We start from the raw sequence: 16,733 nt of genomic DNA, 5'->3' as shown, positions 1-16,733 counted from the left end.
ATAGTTGATTGAGATGTATCTTTCTCTTGGACTGCTGTACTAGCACGTCTAGACTCAAAAAAAACCTAATGTACAAACGGCTTTCTTTTAATCTACAAAAAAAATCTTTGTTTTAATTTAACTAAAAATAAGCTCTAATGTCGAGTAGTTTGCAAAAATAACAAAATAATTAATCAATAATAGTTTTAGACCAACACTTTTCGTTGGCAAAATAGACAGACAAAGCAAGCAAGATAATTGATTGAAGCTAAGTTATGAATAATTGGTTATTAGAAGTAGAAAATGTTTATGCTGGATATGTGCAAGATTTAAATATATTGCAAGGAATTAACTTTCGCATTGCTCCTGGGGAATTGGTAGCAGTAATTGGACCTAATGGCGCAGGTAAATCTACATTAGCAAAAACTATTTTTGGTTTGCTCAATCCCAATCAAGGAAAAATTATTTTTAAAGGAGAAAATATTGCTGGTTTGAAATCAAACCAAATTGTACGTAGGGGAATGTGTTACGTACCTCAAATAGCAAATGTCTTTGCTTCTCTTTCTGTAGAAGAAAATTTAGAAATGGGGGCATTTATTCGTAATGGTTCGCTTCAATCTTTAAAAGACACTATTTATACTATGTTTCCCAGATTAGCAGAACGTCGTCGTCAACGAGCAGGTACTCTTTCTGGGGGAGAAAGACAAATGTTAGCTATGGGTAGGGCATTAATGCTTGACCCCGATTTATTATTGTTAGATGAACCTTCAGCAGCTTTATCACCTATTTTAGTTAATTCTGTTTTTGAACAAATTAAAGCAATTAATCAAACAGGAAAATCTATTGTTTTAGTGGAACAAAATGCTAAAAAAGCTTTATTAATGGCAAATCGAGGTTATGTATTAGAAAGTGGTAAAGATCGTTTTGAAGGTACAGGAGAACAGTTATTAAAAGATCCGAAAGTAGGAGAGTTATATTTAGGCTTAGCTTATAAAAAGTAATTTTAATTAAAGTAGGATTTGGCTGTTGAGCAGCACTAATATCAGTTAATAGGGAGTAGAGAACAAAAAACAAAATTAAGTTTTATATTTTTTGCCTCCTGCATTTTACTTTGCCTTCTCTAATCTACCAAGCACAAAAACTGCTGTAAAACGATATTGTCATAAAAAAAAGAGCTTAGATTAATCAAAAAATGTTAATCTAAACCCTATTAATTATAAAAGTAAATTATAAAAAGTTACTTTGATTAAGCTTGTTTTTTGCGTTTAGCAGCACTGTTAGCAGCGAATGCACCAACGGCTAATAAACCAAGAGTAGCAGTAGGTTCGGGAGTAGTTTGAACTGGTTTAGTATCAAAATCAGTATTAGTTACTGTACCAGTAAAGCCTCTATTTTTTTCAACTTTAACATTTTTAGCTGCAATACTGGTTTGAGCAAAAGTAAAGTCGGTTGCATTAACACCATAGTAGGAACTGAGGGCTGAGTTAACTGAATTAACACCAATGCCAGTAAAAACTGCAAAACCGTTTGCGACATTTCCGAAAATGTTTTCAGTGAATGTTCCAGTCAAAAGAGTTCCATTAACGATTTCAGTTAAACCGTCTAAGATTTTTCCTGTAATTGTTACCGAACCTCCAGAAGCAAATTCGTATAAAGGTGTTTCAGAAATATTTGCTCCTGTAACGAAGTTTAATTTACAACCTACACAAGAAAGTTCTTTTTTATTGTTTAAAACAGTATCAATTCCTAAAACAGTATCTAATAAAAGATCTTTACCAACTAAACTACCACCAGTTCCATTATAAGAAATAGTACCACCGTGAACTGTTTTGTCATCAAATTGAATAACAGCAGCTTCAGCAGAACCAGCAAAAGAAACTATAGAAGCAGTAGCAACAGCAGCTAGACCTAATACTTTATTGGAAATAGTTAATGTCATGATTTTTTTGCGTAAATTTATTGAATGTTTTTTGTTCACTAAATTCAGAATAAACACTGACAATAAAAACAGCAATAGCAGTAGGTATAACTTCATTGAATCTTAAATAAGATTCAAATCAAAAACTCTCAAATTATACTTTTAATTTAATTAAAACTTCTTTGATTTAATATACTTTGGGAAGACAAGATTAACTTCAACTGGTTTAATAAGTTTCTTAGTAGAATCAATTTTTCTTTATCTCAACTTTAAAAAACTAGTAGCGAAATAATTCAGGGTTTGCTCTAGAGTAAAGTAATATCAATTAATTTATAAAAAAAAGGATAATTTATAAATTGCCCCTACAGAATTTTCGCAAATTATTACTAATGAAATGGAACTGCTATAGCGCTTCTCAGATTATTGAGATACAGTTCATTTTCCTGGTAGAGCGTTGATAGTTGAGACCTACGGTAGTGCGCTTCGCTTATGTTAATGGTTGATTATTCATTCCCATAAATAGTAATTAGTAACTGATAATCGTGTACTTCACCAAGAGCGAGAAAGGCTATCTAGTTTTTTTTTAGTCGACTTACTAAACCATTTGAAATAAGTAGAAACACAAAATTCTTTAATTGGAAATGCTAAATATGTCAGAGGATTAATTGTCACAATAATATTGCGAAGATCTCTTTGTGCTAAATTAACAATCTGTTTTGCTACCCAATCAGCAGACATTACACCAATTGGATTAAGATTACTTTTAAAAGGCCCTAAAATTAATTTACGAACAACACAAGGTGCATCAAGACGACGTAAAGTAACCAAATCTCCAAGGCTTCTTTTACTTAATTCATAAAGAGGGCTAAAAGCTGGATTAACTTCTGCTTCGGAAGTATTAACCCAAATTTCTTTGCGAACTAGATCTTCATTAGTTTGAATAGTTGTAAAAAATAATTCCATCAATCGCCAAGCAGAAAGAGTATTAATTTCATAAGATTTGGTAATTGCTGCTGCGGTTCTTTCTTGATGAACATTGATACCATGATTGAGAATTAAAATATCAATTTTTGCTAATTCTGTTACTAAGTCTGACTCTTTTCCTACTTGCCAAGTTATAGTTTTAATCGCAATTTTTTCCCCATTAATATCTAAATTAATTGTTTGATCTGAAGAGGTTAAAGCAGTTACCTTTGCTCCTTGAAGATGTAGTTGTTTGAGTAACGCTTTTCCTAAACTTCCTGATGCACCAGTAACTGCAATTTTTTTTCCTTTTAAAGATAATGCTGTACCCAAGACTTTATCTACTAAAGTTAAAGTTCCACAGAAATAAGCATTTTGATTATCAAAGTGATGTCGCCAATGATAGGGACGATTGACAAACCAACGTGCTGGTAAATCAGTAAAATCACCTGGACGATGGGTTACATCGGTAATTGCATCAGCATAGGGAATTCCACAACCACGAGCGATCGCACTCAGTAAAAAAGATAAAGTATAAATAGAACCAACCCATGCTGTTGATTGAGGGGATAAATTCAAACTGTAAACTATCACCCCAGGAATTAGACTAAAGAACAACATGACCAAAGCTTCAGGAACATCGTTGTACCAGTGTGCTTGACGATAAATGGCTTCACTTACGACGGATAAATCCCGACGAAAAACGCGATGATGCCAAACGTGAAGACGATAAAGAGGTTGCCAAACATGGGCAAGAGTGTGATACAGATCTCTTACCAACTCAACCCAGATTACTGAGACAATAGCGATCGCTATACCCTGATACCAGTTGGACATATTTTAAGTTTTGATTTTATATTTTTAGATTAATTGAATAAAATTCAAAATATAGTTAATTCTTGATTAATTTAGCTAAAAAACCTGCAATCAGCTACAGATAAGTAAAACAAATAACTTATTCTCTGAGCTTTAAATTACAGAATTAGCTAAGAAAAATATTAAACTTCGATACAATTGAAACATTGCTCGCCCTGATAATAGGTAAGAACGCACAATCATTATGACAGAGAAATACTGGTCAGAAAAAGAATCAGAACAAGAATTTGATCCCATTGGCTCTTTATTATCAGAATGGTCAGATCCAGAAGAAGAAGAGGAGGAGTTTAGAAGCGATTTTTTCCAAGGACTAGACGGACGTAGAAAAAAAGCTGCTTTCGTGCTAATGGCTATTTGGGGAATTGTTCTTACTCTTCATTTAGTTTCCTGGGGCTATTTAATCGTTTTTATTTTAACGGGATTAGTAGGTATTCATGCCTTTAGATTATCAATTGCTCAACCAGAATTACCTCCAGTCTCTTTGTCTGATCGAGATTTAGCCTCTGCCCCTAAAGTTTCCTTGCTTGTCGCTGCCAAAAACGAAGCAGCAGTGATTGGGAATTTGATCGAACAGTTGTGTAATCTTGATTATCCCCGCGATCAATATGAAGTCTGGGCAATAGACGACCACAGTAGCGATCGCACTCCTGAAATTTTAGATCGTTTAGCTCAAAAATATCCTCAACTAAAGGTAGTTCATCGTCCTGCTAATGCAGGAGGTGGTAAATCAGGTGCTTTGAATCAAGTTTTATCTCAAACTCAAGGAGAAATTGTTGGAGTCTTTGATGCCGATGCTGGAGTAACTCCAGACTTGTTAAGGCGAGTTGTACCGATGTTTGCCTCAGCAGAAACAGGCGCGGTTCAAGTTCGTAAAGCGATCGCTAATACCGAAGAAAATTTCTGGACTAAAGGGCAAGCAGCCGAAATGGCTTTAGATAGTTATATGCAGCAGCAGCGCATTGCCCTCGGTGGTATTGGTGAGTTACGAGGTAATGGTCAATTTGTCCGTCGTTCTGCCTTGGAACGTTGTGGTCGTTGGAATGAAGAAACTATCACCGATGACTTGGATTTAACTATTAGATTGCATTTAGATAACTGGAAAATCGGTTTTCTACTGTATCCAAGTGTTCAAGAAGAAGGAGTAGTCAAAGCAAGTTCTCTGTGGCATCAACGTAATCGCTGGGCTGAAGGAGGATATCAACGTTATCTCGATTATTGGCGATATCTATTCCGTAGTCCAATGGGTTTAAGAAAAAGATTTGATTTACTAACTTTTATTTTACTGCAATACATCCTACCGACTGCCTGTGTTCCAGATTTAATCATGGGAACGATTCGCCATCATTTTATTCTGCTTAGTCCTTTGAGTGCTTTGTTATTTTTCTTTGCTTATATAGGTATGTTTCGAGGTATCTTGCGTACTCGTGCTAAACAACAACTCAATCTATTTGACTTAATTAATATTGGTTGGCAATCTCTTAACGGACTCGTTTATATGCTGCATTGGCAAGTTGTCATGCCTTGTATTACTGCCCGAATGTCAATTCGCCCCAAACGGCTGAAATGGGTGAAAACAGTTCATGAAGGTGCAGGAACAGAAAGTTTTGATTATTAACTTTGTCAAATGCTGCCTAACTCTAATTCTTTTCGGGTTTTATTTGTTCTCCCAGCTTTTTATCGTAACGGTGCGGTCAATTTAATTATCAATCTTGCAGATGAATTGGCTCTTGTTTACCTAGATGTCGAAATTTTAGCTTTATCTGAACAAGAACCACACTCACCCTTACCCAAACAAGCTGTCAAAACCAGCGTAGCTTTAGAAGCAAATCAGTCGGTTCGACTAGGATTACCTATTTTGTTAAATCGACTGCTCAAGTCAGCTTTAAATTCCGATCTTATTGTTCTTACCTGGGAAAACGGCCCCGCCCTGGTTTGGACAAGTTTAATCGCTTATATTCTGCGTAAACCTACTATCGCTATTGTTCAGAATAATATTCAAAAATCTTGGGCGCAATATCCAAGTCGGATTGGGCGAGTTGTCCGCCGTTGGGCTTACGGACAAACACAGGCTGTAGTTTGTGTTAGTCAAGCTTTAATAACTTTTGTCGAAGCAGAAATAAATTCAAAAACGATTACCTCAATTCCAAACGGAATCAACATCGAACGGGTTCAGGAACTCGCCAAGCTTCCTGACTCATCGTTACTTACGACAGACAATCTACCTTTTATAGTGGGGATTGGCAGGCTTGTACCACAAAAAGGTTTTGATTTATTGATTAAAGCTCACGCTGCTGTTATTAAGAAAGGAATTGCTCATCATCTAGTTTTGATCGGAGAGGGAGAGGAACATTCTAACTTATCAGAATTAGCAACAAATCTTGGAGTGTTTGATAGTGTAAACTTTCTCGGTTTTTCTAGTAATCCTTATTCTACTTTGGCTCGCGCATCACTGTTTTGCTTGTCATCCCGCTACGAAGGAATGCCCTTATCTTTGATGGAAGCCTCAGTCTTAGGCATTCCTATGATAGCAACTGATTGTTTAACTGGGCCACGAGAAATTTTGGCTGATGGTTTATATGGTGATTTAGTAGCAACGGAGTCTGTGGAGGCGTTATCAAGCGCAATTGAAAGACACTTTTTAGAACCTCAAAGATTAGTTACAAAAGCACAAGCTTCTGCACAACAAGCCGAGCGATTTTCCATGCGAACTTGCGCTGACAAATACAGGGAATTGTTTGCTCATTGTGTTGCCAAAGTAAAGGAAAATAACAAAGATTAAATTTGGCAAAAATTACGTTCTAATTTGCTTTAACATTTAATTTTAGTAATTCTTGAGGAGAAGCAAGGAGCTTGATTTTGACTGCTTCAAGTTGCTGACTAGAATTGATCGTAAATTCCCACCGCACATTAACACTAAATAAAGATGTGTGTACTTTACCTGTAACCTTAATCAACTCCAAATTATCTGCTAAATTTTCGCTAATTCCTTGCTTAGGTTCTAATTTCATGTCCTTAGCTTCTTTTTCTAAGTATGATGCGATCGCTTGTTTTCCTTCCAAGGGAGATTCAAAAGGAGCATATAAAACCCCGTTTTCATTAAATAAATTAGCAGTTTCAATAAATTCTTCTTGGTTAATCGTGTTAAAATAATCTAAAATAGTTGGATTTGTAATTCCTGCAATTTGTAAACTAGAATTAATCATTCATCTTTTTTAATTCGACTCTCTTAGCTTAAAAAAAAGAACCGATTTTTACTTACCCCAAAAGAAAGATTTTGAACGTGAGCTACGTCAATATTTCTAGTTAGCTTTATAACTCATCAATCAAAGTTGCAATTTAAGTACTTCAGCAAATTTATGTGTATGTTTGTCTTTTCTCCTTTGTGTCTGAAGCTTCTAAAGCTTTTGATTACGACTAGATACTTATGTCACAAAACCTTAACAGTGAAGATATAAAATCGGCAGCTAAGTCTTTTGGTTTTCATAAAGTTGGAATTGCTACCATCAACAACAACTATCAAGATGATGCAGTTGCCCACCTTCAAACGTGGTTAGCTTTGGGATATCATGCAGATTTAAGTTGGATGGCAAATCCGAAACGGGAGAATATTACTGCTTGTATGCCTGAAGTTCGTTCCGTGATCTGTGTTGCGCTTAATTATTATACGCCTCATCAACATTCTAATCATCCTGAAGTAGCCAAAATCTCTCGTTATGGCTGGGGAAGAGATTATCACAAAATCATGGATAAAAAACTCAAAGCTTTAAGTAACTGGTTGACAGCACAACAGGAAGGAATCAAAACTCGTTATTATGCTGATACAGGACCAATACAAGATAAAGTTTGGGCGCAAAGGGCTGGTATTGGTTGGATTGCTAAAAATGGTAATGTCATTACACGAGATTATGGTAGTTGGGTATTTTTGGGGGAAATTTTAACTAATTTAGAATTGCCTCCCGATCGCCCTCATACTCAACATTGTGGTACTTGTACTCGTTGTCTTGATGCTTGTCCAACTGGGGCAATTACCAAACCTTTTGTGGTCGATGCTAATCGTTGTCTTGCATATCATACCATTGAAAACCGAGCCGAACAATTACCCGATGCGATCGCAAATAACTTACAAGGATGGGTAGCTGGATGTGATATTTGTCAAGATGTTTGCCCTTGGAATCAACGTTTTGCTCAAGAGACAGATATTAAAGAGTTTCAGCCTTATCCTGAGAATCTTAACCCGAAATTGACAGAATTGGCAGAAATTACTGAACCTGAGTGGGATAGTCGTTTTCGAGCTTCAGCCTTAAGAAGAATTAAGTTGCCAATGTTACAACGCAACGCGCTTGCTAATTTAAAATCAAAAAAGATGATGTCTTAAGATACAATTGAAATTCAGTTTGATTAGTAAATTTTTGCTGCTCTTCATCATACTTGCTTAAAATTAATTCAATGAATGGCAAATTAGTATTCTTTGATTTTGATGGCACAATAGCCGATAGTTATCAAGCGATTGTTAAAATTAGTAATCAGTTAGCTTCAGAGTTTGGTTATAAGCCAGTTGATGAAGAAGAAATATCTTTGTTAAAAAACTTAAGCTCACGAGAAATTATTCAACAATCAGAAATTTCAATTTTTAAAATTCCTTTTTTAATTAAAAGACTGCAAAGAGAATTGAAGAAGGAAATTTCAAATTTAGAACCAATTCATGGCATTGATTTGGTACTACGTCAATTAAAACAACATGATTATAAACTAGGTATTATTACTTCTAATGCTAAAGAAAATGTAGTAGCTTTCCTAGAAAAACATCAATTAGATAATATTTTTGATTTTATTTATTCAGGAACAACTATTTTTGGTAAACATCGCATTATTAATAATATTATTAAGCAATATCAAATTGAGCCAAATCAATTTATATATGTAGGAGATGAAACTAGAGATATTAGAGCAGCAAAAAGAAGCAAAGTAATCGCGATCGCAGTTACTTGGGGATTTAATTCGGCGGAAATTTTAGCTCATTATCAACCAGACTTTTTAGTTACCACACCAGTAGAATTACTAAGTGCGATAATTGAATCAGAACATACTTGGCAAAAAGAAAATTCAGAAAAGCAGCTTTGTTAACTAAATACCACTCAACAAACTCAAAGTCTGTAATTTTGGTTCAAATTAGAATTAGTTAAACCATTAAAATGTTTGGATTGCTTAATCTTTTATTTCTAGCTAAATATTAATTTACTTGCCTAAAATAGAGTCATCTAATAATTTTTATAATTTAAACAGGAGGACAAGACATTTGAGTAAAAATCAAGTGCTTGCTAAATCTGTATGGAATCAATTTTAAGTATTTTGTTAGGCTTAGTATTGGTATTAGGAGCTAAAGGATTAAAAATAGACCGAGAATATGAACGAGGCGTGATCTTCCGCCTAGGACGTTATCAAACAACTAAAGGACCAGGAATATATTGGATTGTACCTCTAGTAGATCAAAAAGCGAAGGTTGATATTCGTACCAAAACTGTAGATATTGCCCCTCAAGAAACTGTTACTGCCGATAGTGTAACGATTAAAGTTAATGCTGTCCTTTACTATCGTATTATCGATCCTTGTAAAGCAATCAACAAAGTAGAAAACTACAATGTAGCAGTTTATCAAACTGCAATGACAACTCTCCGCAATGTGGTAGGACAAAATATTCTTGATGATGTTTTGCAAAACCGAGACAAAATTAATTTTAAAGTCCAAGAAATCGTCGATGAAATAACTGAACCTTGGGGAATAGAAATCGAAAGAGTAGAGATGAAAGATGTAGAAATTCCTCAATCTATGCAAAGAGCAATGGCGAAAGAAGCAGAAGCTGTAAGAGAAAAACGCGCCCGTTTAATTAAAGCAACAGCAGAACAAGAAGCATCCCAGAAACTTTCTGAAGCATCTCAAAAAATTTCTGAAAATCCTCTTGCTTTAGAATTACGACGCTTACAAATGCTAACTGAAATTGGCGCAGAAAATAACACTACTACTTTGATTATGATGCCATCCGATATGATTACTTTAGCGAAGGAATGGACAAATACACTTCAAGCTAAAAGGCAAACAACTGAGCTCGACTTTATCCAATCAAGCAGCATAAATAGCCAGATCTCTCAAACGATTGAATAAAGAACGAGGGACTTTTATGATGTCAGTAGGTTTAGATGATATCGAAAAAGTGCTAGCCCACAGAAATCGGCGTACTAAAGCTAAGGCATCAGAAAAAGTAGGTAGAGATTTAACATACCAACTTTTTTGTCTAGTAGTCCAAGTAAAATTGGCTTGTAAACGATGAGCCAAAAGAGTAACTAGAGAAAAAAGTCCTAAAATAAGAGGGGTGGTGCGTGCAATTGCTAAATCTGACCACTGACGTTGAGTTTCCATACCCAAGTGTCTTCTAGCTTCTTCAAAAGTTACTTCTATTTGCCAACGACGCGAAAACCATTCAAGAATCTGTTGAGATTGATATCTTTGATTGGTACACAACAGAGCTTGTGGTCTAAATTTATCTAAAGGGTCGCGGACTAAAACCCAGCGAATTGGCACAACAGGTAGTCCAGTATGATACCAGACAGCTACCCCAGTTGACATTTCAACTGGGCGATTTGCTTCTCCATACCAATTAGATAGTGTAATTTTTGACCATTGTGTATCAGCATCAATGAGAATTTGTTCCAAGTTAGGCAATCTTGTTCCTTTAAGACGAGGACGACCCATAGTACCTGTAGGTCTTGATGGAGCAGGTTCATAAAGAGCAGCATCCAAGCGTAAACGGGTAATCATTGAAGTAGAAGTAGTTTGGCTCACTGAGGAAAGTAATTCTAGACAGGTAAAACTACTATCTGCCACTACTACCAGTTCTCGATTCCAAAGCCATCGTCTAACTTGAAAAATCATCTGTCTTGCCCAATCAGTTAGTTTTTTGTGTCGATGTTGTAATTGCTGATGATAACGCTCAGACGGAGCTAGTGTTGTAAAAAACGGTAATCCCCAAACCTTTTTTGCCCAAGGGATTTCCACAAGCAACATCATTGACAACCAACGTAAACCACTAACCTTAACAAAGTGACTATGACTTGACCTGACTGGGTCGCGATAAATACCTTTAGCTTTTATTTTCTTGCCTTTTCGACGTTCTATCGTATCGTCTATTCCACAGACAACTATGCCACAAGGAATAAATGTCATGACTAAGGTTGTTAGTAGTATTTTGCTTGCTTGAAGGTTTGACCAAACTGCACGATTTAATACCCGATGATAATTCTGGAAGTTAGACTCAGCAGACAATCCCATCACTTCTAATATTGAAGTTACAGTTCTTTTTCCTGTGGCTAAAATCGCACCAATTAACATGATTTGAACGTAGTTCCAAACCTTTTTAGAAAACAGACCAGCAAAAGGTAAAAGAATACTAATAATTTCAACGGGTAAATTAAAACTCATGCTTCGAGCCTAACGATACACTCAAAAATACTGTATCGTTGTTCGACCTCACTTTTCTCTCACAATGGATAAAGTCGAGCTGAGAGGATGTCTGAAAAGTCAAAATAAATGCGATCTTCATCAGGATTCTGTTTGTGCAGTTTCGTTATCGAAAAAAACAAATGATAATAGAGCGGTAAAATTTTTTTTATCTTATTAGTGACTAATATACCACCGCCTAAAAATTTATCAGCTTTTCCTGAAGCAAAACAGGTTAAACCCAAAACCCCTATAGCTGGAGGTGGATTACGAAAGAGATGGAAGGATAAAGATTATATTTATGAGTGGGATTCTTATCATGGCAGAGTAGAAAAATATGACAAACGAGGAAATCATCTTGGTGAATTCGATCCTAATACTGGAGAGCAAACTAAACCAGCAGATTCTAATCGTAAAATAAAGCCTTAAAACAACTACAAAGGCGTATTCGAGGTCTTAAATGAATTCTGAATTTTTAATTAATCCTAAATTACCAAATAAAAAACACGATAATACGGTTTTAGACAAGACTGAGGAAATATCAAAACCTAAAATTGATCGCGTACTTCGTTGGTTTGAAAAGGAAGGGGATGATTTGGTAGGAGAAAAAGTTATCTCTAATGTTAATCTAGAGCATCTACAAAAACTATTTGGGATTGATTCAGAAAATCCGATGTATGATTGCTATTTGGTAGAATCTCCCGAACAAATCAATTATTTGCAGAATTTATTAAATTTAGAGTTAGATACAAAATCTTACGATTATCTAGTTGAATGTGACATGGTTAAACCCACTTCTGTCATTTCTATCAAATATAAGATATGTCTTTTGATAAATCTTGAAGGCGATCCCAATCGAGGTGGGTATCTTATTGTTGATGAATTTAATGAAAACCCAGGATTATCTAAAGATGATAGATTTTATATAAAAAATTGGAAGGTGGGTTATTCAAATTCCCAAGGCTTAGGAAATTTATCTTTTGACTTTGAAGTACAAGTTATGTCGCTTCAGAAAACTCTTTTCCGACATGAAGAATTATTAACAGAAATTTTTGTTGAGTCTCCAAATAGAGAGGAAATTAAGAAATTAGTAGATGCTTTAAGAGAACGTAATCCAGATGTAATCAAATCATCAACTAATAATTGAATAATCTCAAGCAACCCTTAGTAGTGAAAATGCGAATTCAAGGGCTAAAACATCGGAAAATTCAAACAATATTAGGAGTATAATCTAGCCACATTAGTCATTACATCACATAATTTGTAGGGATAATTCATGAATTATCCCTACGATAAATTCGTTTCTCTTAAAAAAAAAACTAATTAAAGGGAAACTTTTTTCTATTTAACTAGAATGTAAATCGGTTTATGTTTTATTTCCCAAAACCTTTGCCTCGGTTTTCTGAAGGAAGACAGAGACAATTTTCAATTTGTTCTCTTAAAATATCATGGTCTAAATTTTGACCGATTAAAACTAATTGATTTTTCTTTTCTCCTTTCCATTCTTCATCTTCAATAGTGAATCTTTTGCCACTTAAATGAAAGATATGACGTTTGGGACTTTCATCAAACCAAAGAATACCTTTGGCACGAAAAACATTACCAGGTAATTGATTGTCAAGAAAATATTGAAATTTTCTAATGTTAAAAGGTTTATCACTTTGAATTGAGAGAGAGGTAAAACCATCATTTTCTAAATGGTCGGAGTGATGGTGATGATGGTCATGCTCATGATCGTGATGATGATGATGTTCATGATGGTCATGATGTTCAGGTTCAGATTCTATTGAATCGAAATATTTATCTGACTCGAATAAACCAACACTGAGAACTAGAGGAAGAGGTACTTGAGATTTTTGGGTGCGAAGGATTCTAGCATCTTGTTTGATCTCTCTAATTTTGACTTCAAGTAAATCAACATCAGCTTCATCGACTAAATCAGTTTTATTAAGAATAATTACATCACCATATTGAATCTGACTAAAAGCAGCCTGACTATTAAATAAATCCAGACTGTAATTAGCCGAATCTACCAATGTAATAATTGAATCTAAACGAGTCATTTCTCGTAATTCCGTACCCAAAAAAGTGAGGGCAACAGGAAGAGGATCTGCTAAACCTGTTGTTTCTACTACCAAATAATCAATTTTGTCTTCCCGTTCAAGAATTTTATAGACGGCGTTAACTAAATCTTCGTTGATGGTACAGCAGATACAACCATTATTTAGCTCTACCATGCTTTCATCAGTAGAGACAATTAATTCATTATCAATGCCAATTTCCCCAAACTCATTAACTAAAACAGCAGTTTTCAAACCTTCTTGATTCGTGAGAATATGATTAAGAAGAGTAGTTTTACCACTACCAAGAAAACCTGTAATGATGGTAACTGGTAAACCGTGTTTTGAAGTTTCAAGTGTATTAGAGGAAACAGTAGTTTGAGTCATAGCGATCGCGTTAGTTTCTTGCTTTTAATTTCATTGTGTGAGGCTGTTGACTGAATAACCTCTCTTTTCTACATTATTATTTCGTATTGCCTTAAAATAACAAGTCCGATCAAATTGTCATGACCTTAACCGTTTACAATACTCTCACTCGTCGCCAAGAAGCATTTGAAACCTTGGAACCAAATCAGGTTCGGATGTATTGCTGTGGCATTACAGTTTATGATTATTGTCATTTGGGTCATGCAAGAACTTGTATTGTTTGGGATGTAGTTCGTCGTTATCTACAATGGCGGGGCTATCAAGTACAGTATATTCAAAATTTTACTGATATTGACGACAAAATTCTCAATCGCGCAAGACAAGAAGGTACATCGATGGAAGATGTATCGGAACGTTTCATCAAAGCTTATTTTGAAGATATGGAACGTTTAAATGTCGGTCAAGCAGATGCTTATCCCCGCGCTACTCATACTTTGGATGGGATTAAGCGGTTAGTTTATGAGTTGGAACAAAAAGGTTTTGCTTATCCTGCTGAGGGTGATGTTTATTATTCAGTTAGACATTTTAATGATTATGGAAAGTTATCAGGTAGAAAATTAGAAGATTTACAAGCAGGGGCAAGCGGGAGAGTAGAAGATCCAGAAGCAGCGAAGAAAAAAGACCCCTTCGATTTTGCTCTTTGGAAAGCTGCCAAAGAAGGCGAACCAGCTTGGGAATCTCCTTGGGGTGCAGGTCGTCCTGGCTGGCATATCGAATGTTCTGCTATGGTAAGGGAGAAACTCGGGGAAACCATAGATATTCACGTGGGTGGTAGCGATCTGATTTTTCCTCATCATGAAAACGAAATTGCTCAATCAGAAGCAGTTACAGGGAAGCCTTTAGCTAATTATTGGTTGCACAATGGCATGGTAAAGGTAGGCGGAGAAAAAATGTCGAAATCCCTGGGCAATTTTACGACGATCCGCGATTTACTCGATAAACCAACCGATTCGATGGCAGTTAGGTTATTTATTCTTCAGGCACATTATCGTAAACCCGTTGATTTTACTGATGAAGCTTTGGAAGCTGCTACTAATGGTTGGCATACTCTCAAGGAAGGTTTGTTGTTTGGTTATCAGTATGGGCATAAATTAGGTTGGGAATCCCCCCTTAACAAGGAGGGGAATGTAGAAGAGAATGAATTTATAATTCGTTTCCGAGAAGCAGTCGATGAAGATTTTAATTTTGCTGGTGGATTAGCAGTTTTGTTCGATCTTGCCAAGAATCTCAGAAAAGAAGGCAATTTATTGGTTCATCAGGGTAAAACTGAAACTGATCCTGAAGAATTGCTTCAACAATGGCATTCTTTAATAGAATTAGCAGGTGTTTTAGGATTTGTTGCCCAACCAGAAATCGAAAATAATGATGTTGTTAATGGGATCAGCGATCGCGAAATTGAAACCTTAATTCAACAACGTAGCGAAGCCAGAAAAGCCAAAAACTGGGCAGAGAGCGATCGGATTCGGGATGAATTGAAAGCTCAAGGTGTTACTTTAATTGATAAGCCTGGTAATGTGACTACTTGGCATCGAGATTAGTTGAAATCCACTAGTTCAGGAAAAAAATTAGCTTGTTGTGTGACGGGTAACCAATTCGCGTTATCATAAATTGATCTGTGGGAATATTTAGCCAAACTCGAAGCTGTCTATCATTTTATCTAACAGCTACACTAATCTGAGTAAGCATATATAGGGATTAATCACAAGTGACTCAAACTAATTTAGACTTTCTTGCCCAAACAGATCCAGAAATTGCTGAAGCGATTAATCTAGAATTACAACGTCAACGAGATCATCTAGAATTAATTGCCAGCGAAAACTTTACATCGCCTGCGGTTTTGGCAGCACAGGGTTCAGTCTTGACCAATAAATATGCTGAAGGTCTACCAGCCAAACGTTACTATGGTGGTTGTGAATATGTTGACCGTGCTGAACAACTAGCGATTGATCGTGCTAAACAAATATTCGGTGCAGCAGCAGCCAATGTTCAACCCCACTCAGGCGCACAAGCCAATTTTGCAGTATTTTTGGCTTTACTTGAACCAGGGGATACCATTATGGGGATGGATTTATCTCACGGTGGACACTTAACCCACGGTTCACCAGTCAATGTTTCAGGAAAATGGTTTAAAGTAGTTCAATACGGAGTCAATCGCGACACAGAAAGATTAGACTTCGACTTAATTCGAGAATTAGCACTCAAAGAACGTCCCAAACTAATTATTTGTGGTTATTCTGCTTATCCCCGTACCATCGAATTTGACAAATTTAAAGCGATCGCAGATGAAATTGGGGCATATTTAATGGCTGATATTGCCCATATTGCTGGTTTAGTAGCCACAGGACATCATCCCAACCCAATTCCCTATTGTGATGTTGTTACTACTACCACTCACAAAACTTTACGCGGTCCTAGAGGCGGATTAATCCTCACTAAAGATGTGGAACTAGGGAAAAAATTTAATAAAGCAGTTTTTCCAGGCACTCAAGGAGGACCTTTAGAACACGTCATTGCTGCGAAAGCAGTTGCCTTTGGTGAGGTACTCAAACCAGAATTTAAAACCTATTCCGCTCAAGTAATAGCCAACGCCCAAGCTTTAGGAGAAGGCTTAAAACAACGCGGTTTTAAACTCGTATCCGATGGCACAGACAATCATTTAATTTTGGTTGATTTACGTTCGATTGGTATGACAGGCAAAGAAGCTGATCGTTTGGTAAGTGACATCAACATAACAGCCAATAAAAACACTGTTCCTTTCGATCCAGAATCTCCTTTTGTTACCAGTGGTTTACGTTTAGGTTCTCCTGCCATGACAACTAGAGGATTAGGGGCGACAGATTTTACTGAGATTGCTAACATTGTTGCAGACAGACTGCTGAATCCTCAAGATGAAGCAATTAAAAGCGATTGTCTACATAGAGTAGCTACTTTATGCAACCGCTTTCCCCTATACCCTCATCTCAAAATTCCTTTCCCCGTAACTGTCTAGAGATGAGGGCAAATCTCTAGATTAATCCATA

At 36.0% G+C, this 16,733-nt stretch carries 15 protein-coding genes; 10 read left to right on the top strand and 5 right to left on the bottom strand.

Annotation, left to right across the window (positions count from 1 at the left end; translation table 11 throughout):
• The first annotated feature begins 254 nt into the window (after positions 1–254).
• Positions 255–980 (top strand): ABC transporter ATP-binding protein, encoded by a 726-nt coding sequence (locus tag STA7437_RS17750; protein ID WP_015194770.1) that lies wholly within the window; start codon positions 255–257, stop codon positions 978–980.
• 245 nt (positions 981–1,225) lie between these two features.
• Here STA7437_RS17750 and STA7437_RS17745 read toward each other — a convergent pair whose 3' ends face one another.
• Entirely contained in the window at positions 1,226–1,918 is a 693-nt protein-coding gene (locus tag STA7437_RS17745) for a hypothetical protein (RefSeq protein ID WP_015194769.1), read from the bottom strand.
• Positions 1,919–2,446: 528 nt separating this feature from the next.
• Entirely contained in the window at positions 2,447–3,697 is a 1,251-nt protein-coding gene (locus STA7437_RS17740) for a bifunctional sterol desaturase/short chain dehydrogenase (protein ID WP_015194768.1), read from the bottom strand.
• 223 nt (positions 3,698–3,920) lie between these two features.
• On the opposite strand from STA7437_RS17740, the gene STA7437_RS17735 reads away from it, so the two are divergent.
• Complete coding sequence (locus STA7437_RS17735; protein ID WP_015194767.1) at positions 3,921–5,351, top strand: glycosyltransferase; 1,431 nt, start codon at positions 3,921–3,923, stop codon at positions 5,349–5,351.
• A gap of 9 nt (positions 5,352–5,360) precedes the next feature.
• Entirely contained in the window at positions 5,361–6,515 is a 1,155-nt protein-coding gene (locus tag STA7437_RS17730) for a glycosyltransferase (protein WP_015194766.1), read from the top strand.
• A gap of 19 nt (positions 6,516–6,534) precedes the next feature.
• Here STA7437_RS17730 and STA7437_RS17725 read toward each other — a convergent pair whose 3' ends face one another.
• Positions 6,535–6,939 carry a hypothetical protein gene (locus tag STA7437_RS17725; RefSeq protein ID WP_015194765.1) on the bottom strand — a complete coding sequence of 135 codons (405 nt, stop codon included), beginning with the start codon at positions 6,937–6,939 and terminating at the stop codon, positions 6,535–6,537.
• Between the two features lie 221 nt (positions 6,940–7,160).
• Between STA7437_RS17725 and queG the strand changes: the two genes are divergently transcribed.
• The 3 genes from queG to STA7437_RS17710 all read left to right on the top strand — a co-directional run bounded on the left by queG (position 7,161) and on the right by STA7437_RS17710 (position 9,895).
• Complete coding sequence (gene queG / locus STA7437_RS17720; RefSeq protein ID WP_015194764.1) at positions 7,161–8,111, top strand: tRNA epoxyqueuosine(34) reductase QueG; 951 nt, start codon at positions 7,161–7,163, stop codon at positions 8,109–8,111.
• Between the two features lie 71 nt (positions 8,112–8,182).
• On the top strand, positions 8,183–8,860 hold the full coding sequence (locus STA7437_RS17715; RefSeq protein WP_015194763.1) for an HAD-IA family hydrolase: 678 nt from the start codon (positions 8,183–8,185) through the stop codon (positions 8,858–8,860).
• Positions 8,861–9,064: 204 nt separating this feature from the next.
• A complete protein-coding gene (locus STA7437_RS17710) occupies positions 9,065–9,895 on the top strand; it encodes a slipin family protein (protein ID WP_015194762.1) in 831 nt (276 codons plus the stop codon).
• On the opposite strand, the gene STA7437_RS17705 is transcribed toward STA7437_RS17710, so the two are convergent.
• A complete protein-coding gene (locus STA7437_RS17705; RefSeq protein ID WP_015191746.1) occupies positions 9,854–11,209 on the bottom strand; it encodes an IS701 family transposase in 1,356 nt (451 codons plus the stop codon). The genes STA7437_RS17710 and STA7437_RS17705 overlap by 42 nt on opposite strands.
• Positions 11,210–11,407: 198 nt before the next feature.
• On the opposite strand from STA7437_RS17705, the gene STA7437_RS17700 reads away from it, so the two are divergent.
• Together STA7437_RS17700 and STA7437_RS17695 are read left to right on the top strand one after the other, a co-directional pair.
• Positions 11,408–11,656 (top strand): colicin E3/pyocin S6 family cytotoxin, encoded by a 249-nt coding sequence (locus STA7437_RS17700; RefSeq protein ID WP_015194761.1) that lies wholly within the window; start codon positions 11,408–11,410, stop codon positions 11,654–11,656.
• Between the two features lie 31 nt (positions 11,657–11,687).
• Positions 11,688–12,374: a DUF7683 domain-containing protein gene (locus STA7437_RS17695; protein WP_015194760.1), complete on the top strand. Its 687-nt coding sequence runs from the start codon at positions 11,688–11,690 to the stop codon at positions 12,372–12,374.
• A gap of 226 nt (positions 12,375–12,600) precedes the next feature.
• Here the strand turns inward: STA7437_RS17695 and STA7437_RS17690 are convergent, their stop codons facing one another.
• A complete protein-coding gene (locus tag STA7437_RS17690) occupies positions 12,601–13,674 on the bottom strand; it encodes a CobW family GTP-binding protein (protein ID WP_015194759.1) in 1,074 nt (357 codons plus the stop codon).
• Between the two features lie 119 nt (positions 13,675–13,793).
• Here STA7437_RS17690 and cysS point away from each other — a divergent pair, with 119 nt between their 5' ends.
• Complete coding sequence (gene cysS, locus STA7437_RS17685) at positions 13,794–15,251, top strand: cysteine--tRNA ligase (RefSeq protein WP_015194758.1); 1,458 nt, start codon at positions 13,794–13,796, stop codon at positions 15,249–15,251.
• A gap of 167 nt (positions 15,252–15,418) precedes the next feature.
• Positions 15,419–16,702, top strand: a complete 1,284-nt coding sequence (gene glyA, locus STA7437_RS17680; RefSeq protein ID WP_015194757.1) for a serine hydroxymethyltransferase — start codon at positions 15,419–15,421, stop codon at positions 16,700–16,702.
• The last annotated feature ends 31 nt before the right edge of the window (positions 16,703–16,733 follow it).

It is taken from the genome of Stanieria cyanosphaera PCC 7437 (assembly GCF_000317575.1).
GTDB lineage: Bacteria > Cyanobacteriota > Cyanobacteriia > Cyanobacteriales > Xenococcaceae > Stanieria > Stanieria cyanosphaera.
Note: the sequence above shows the minus strand (reverse complement) of the source record. Positions and strands in the feature narration are given on the sequence as shown.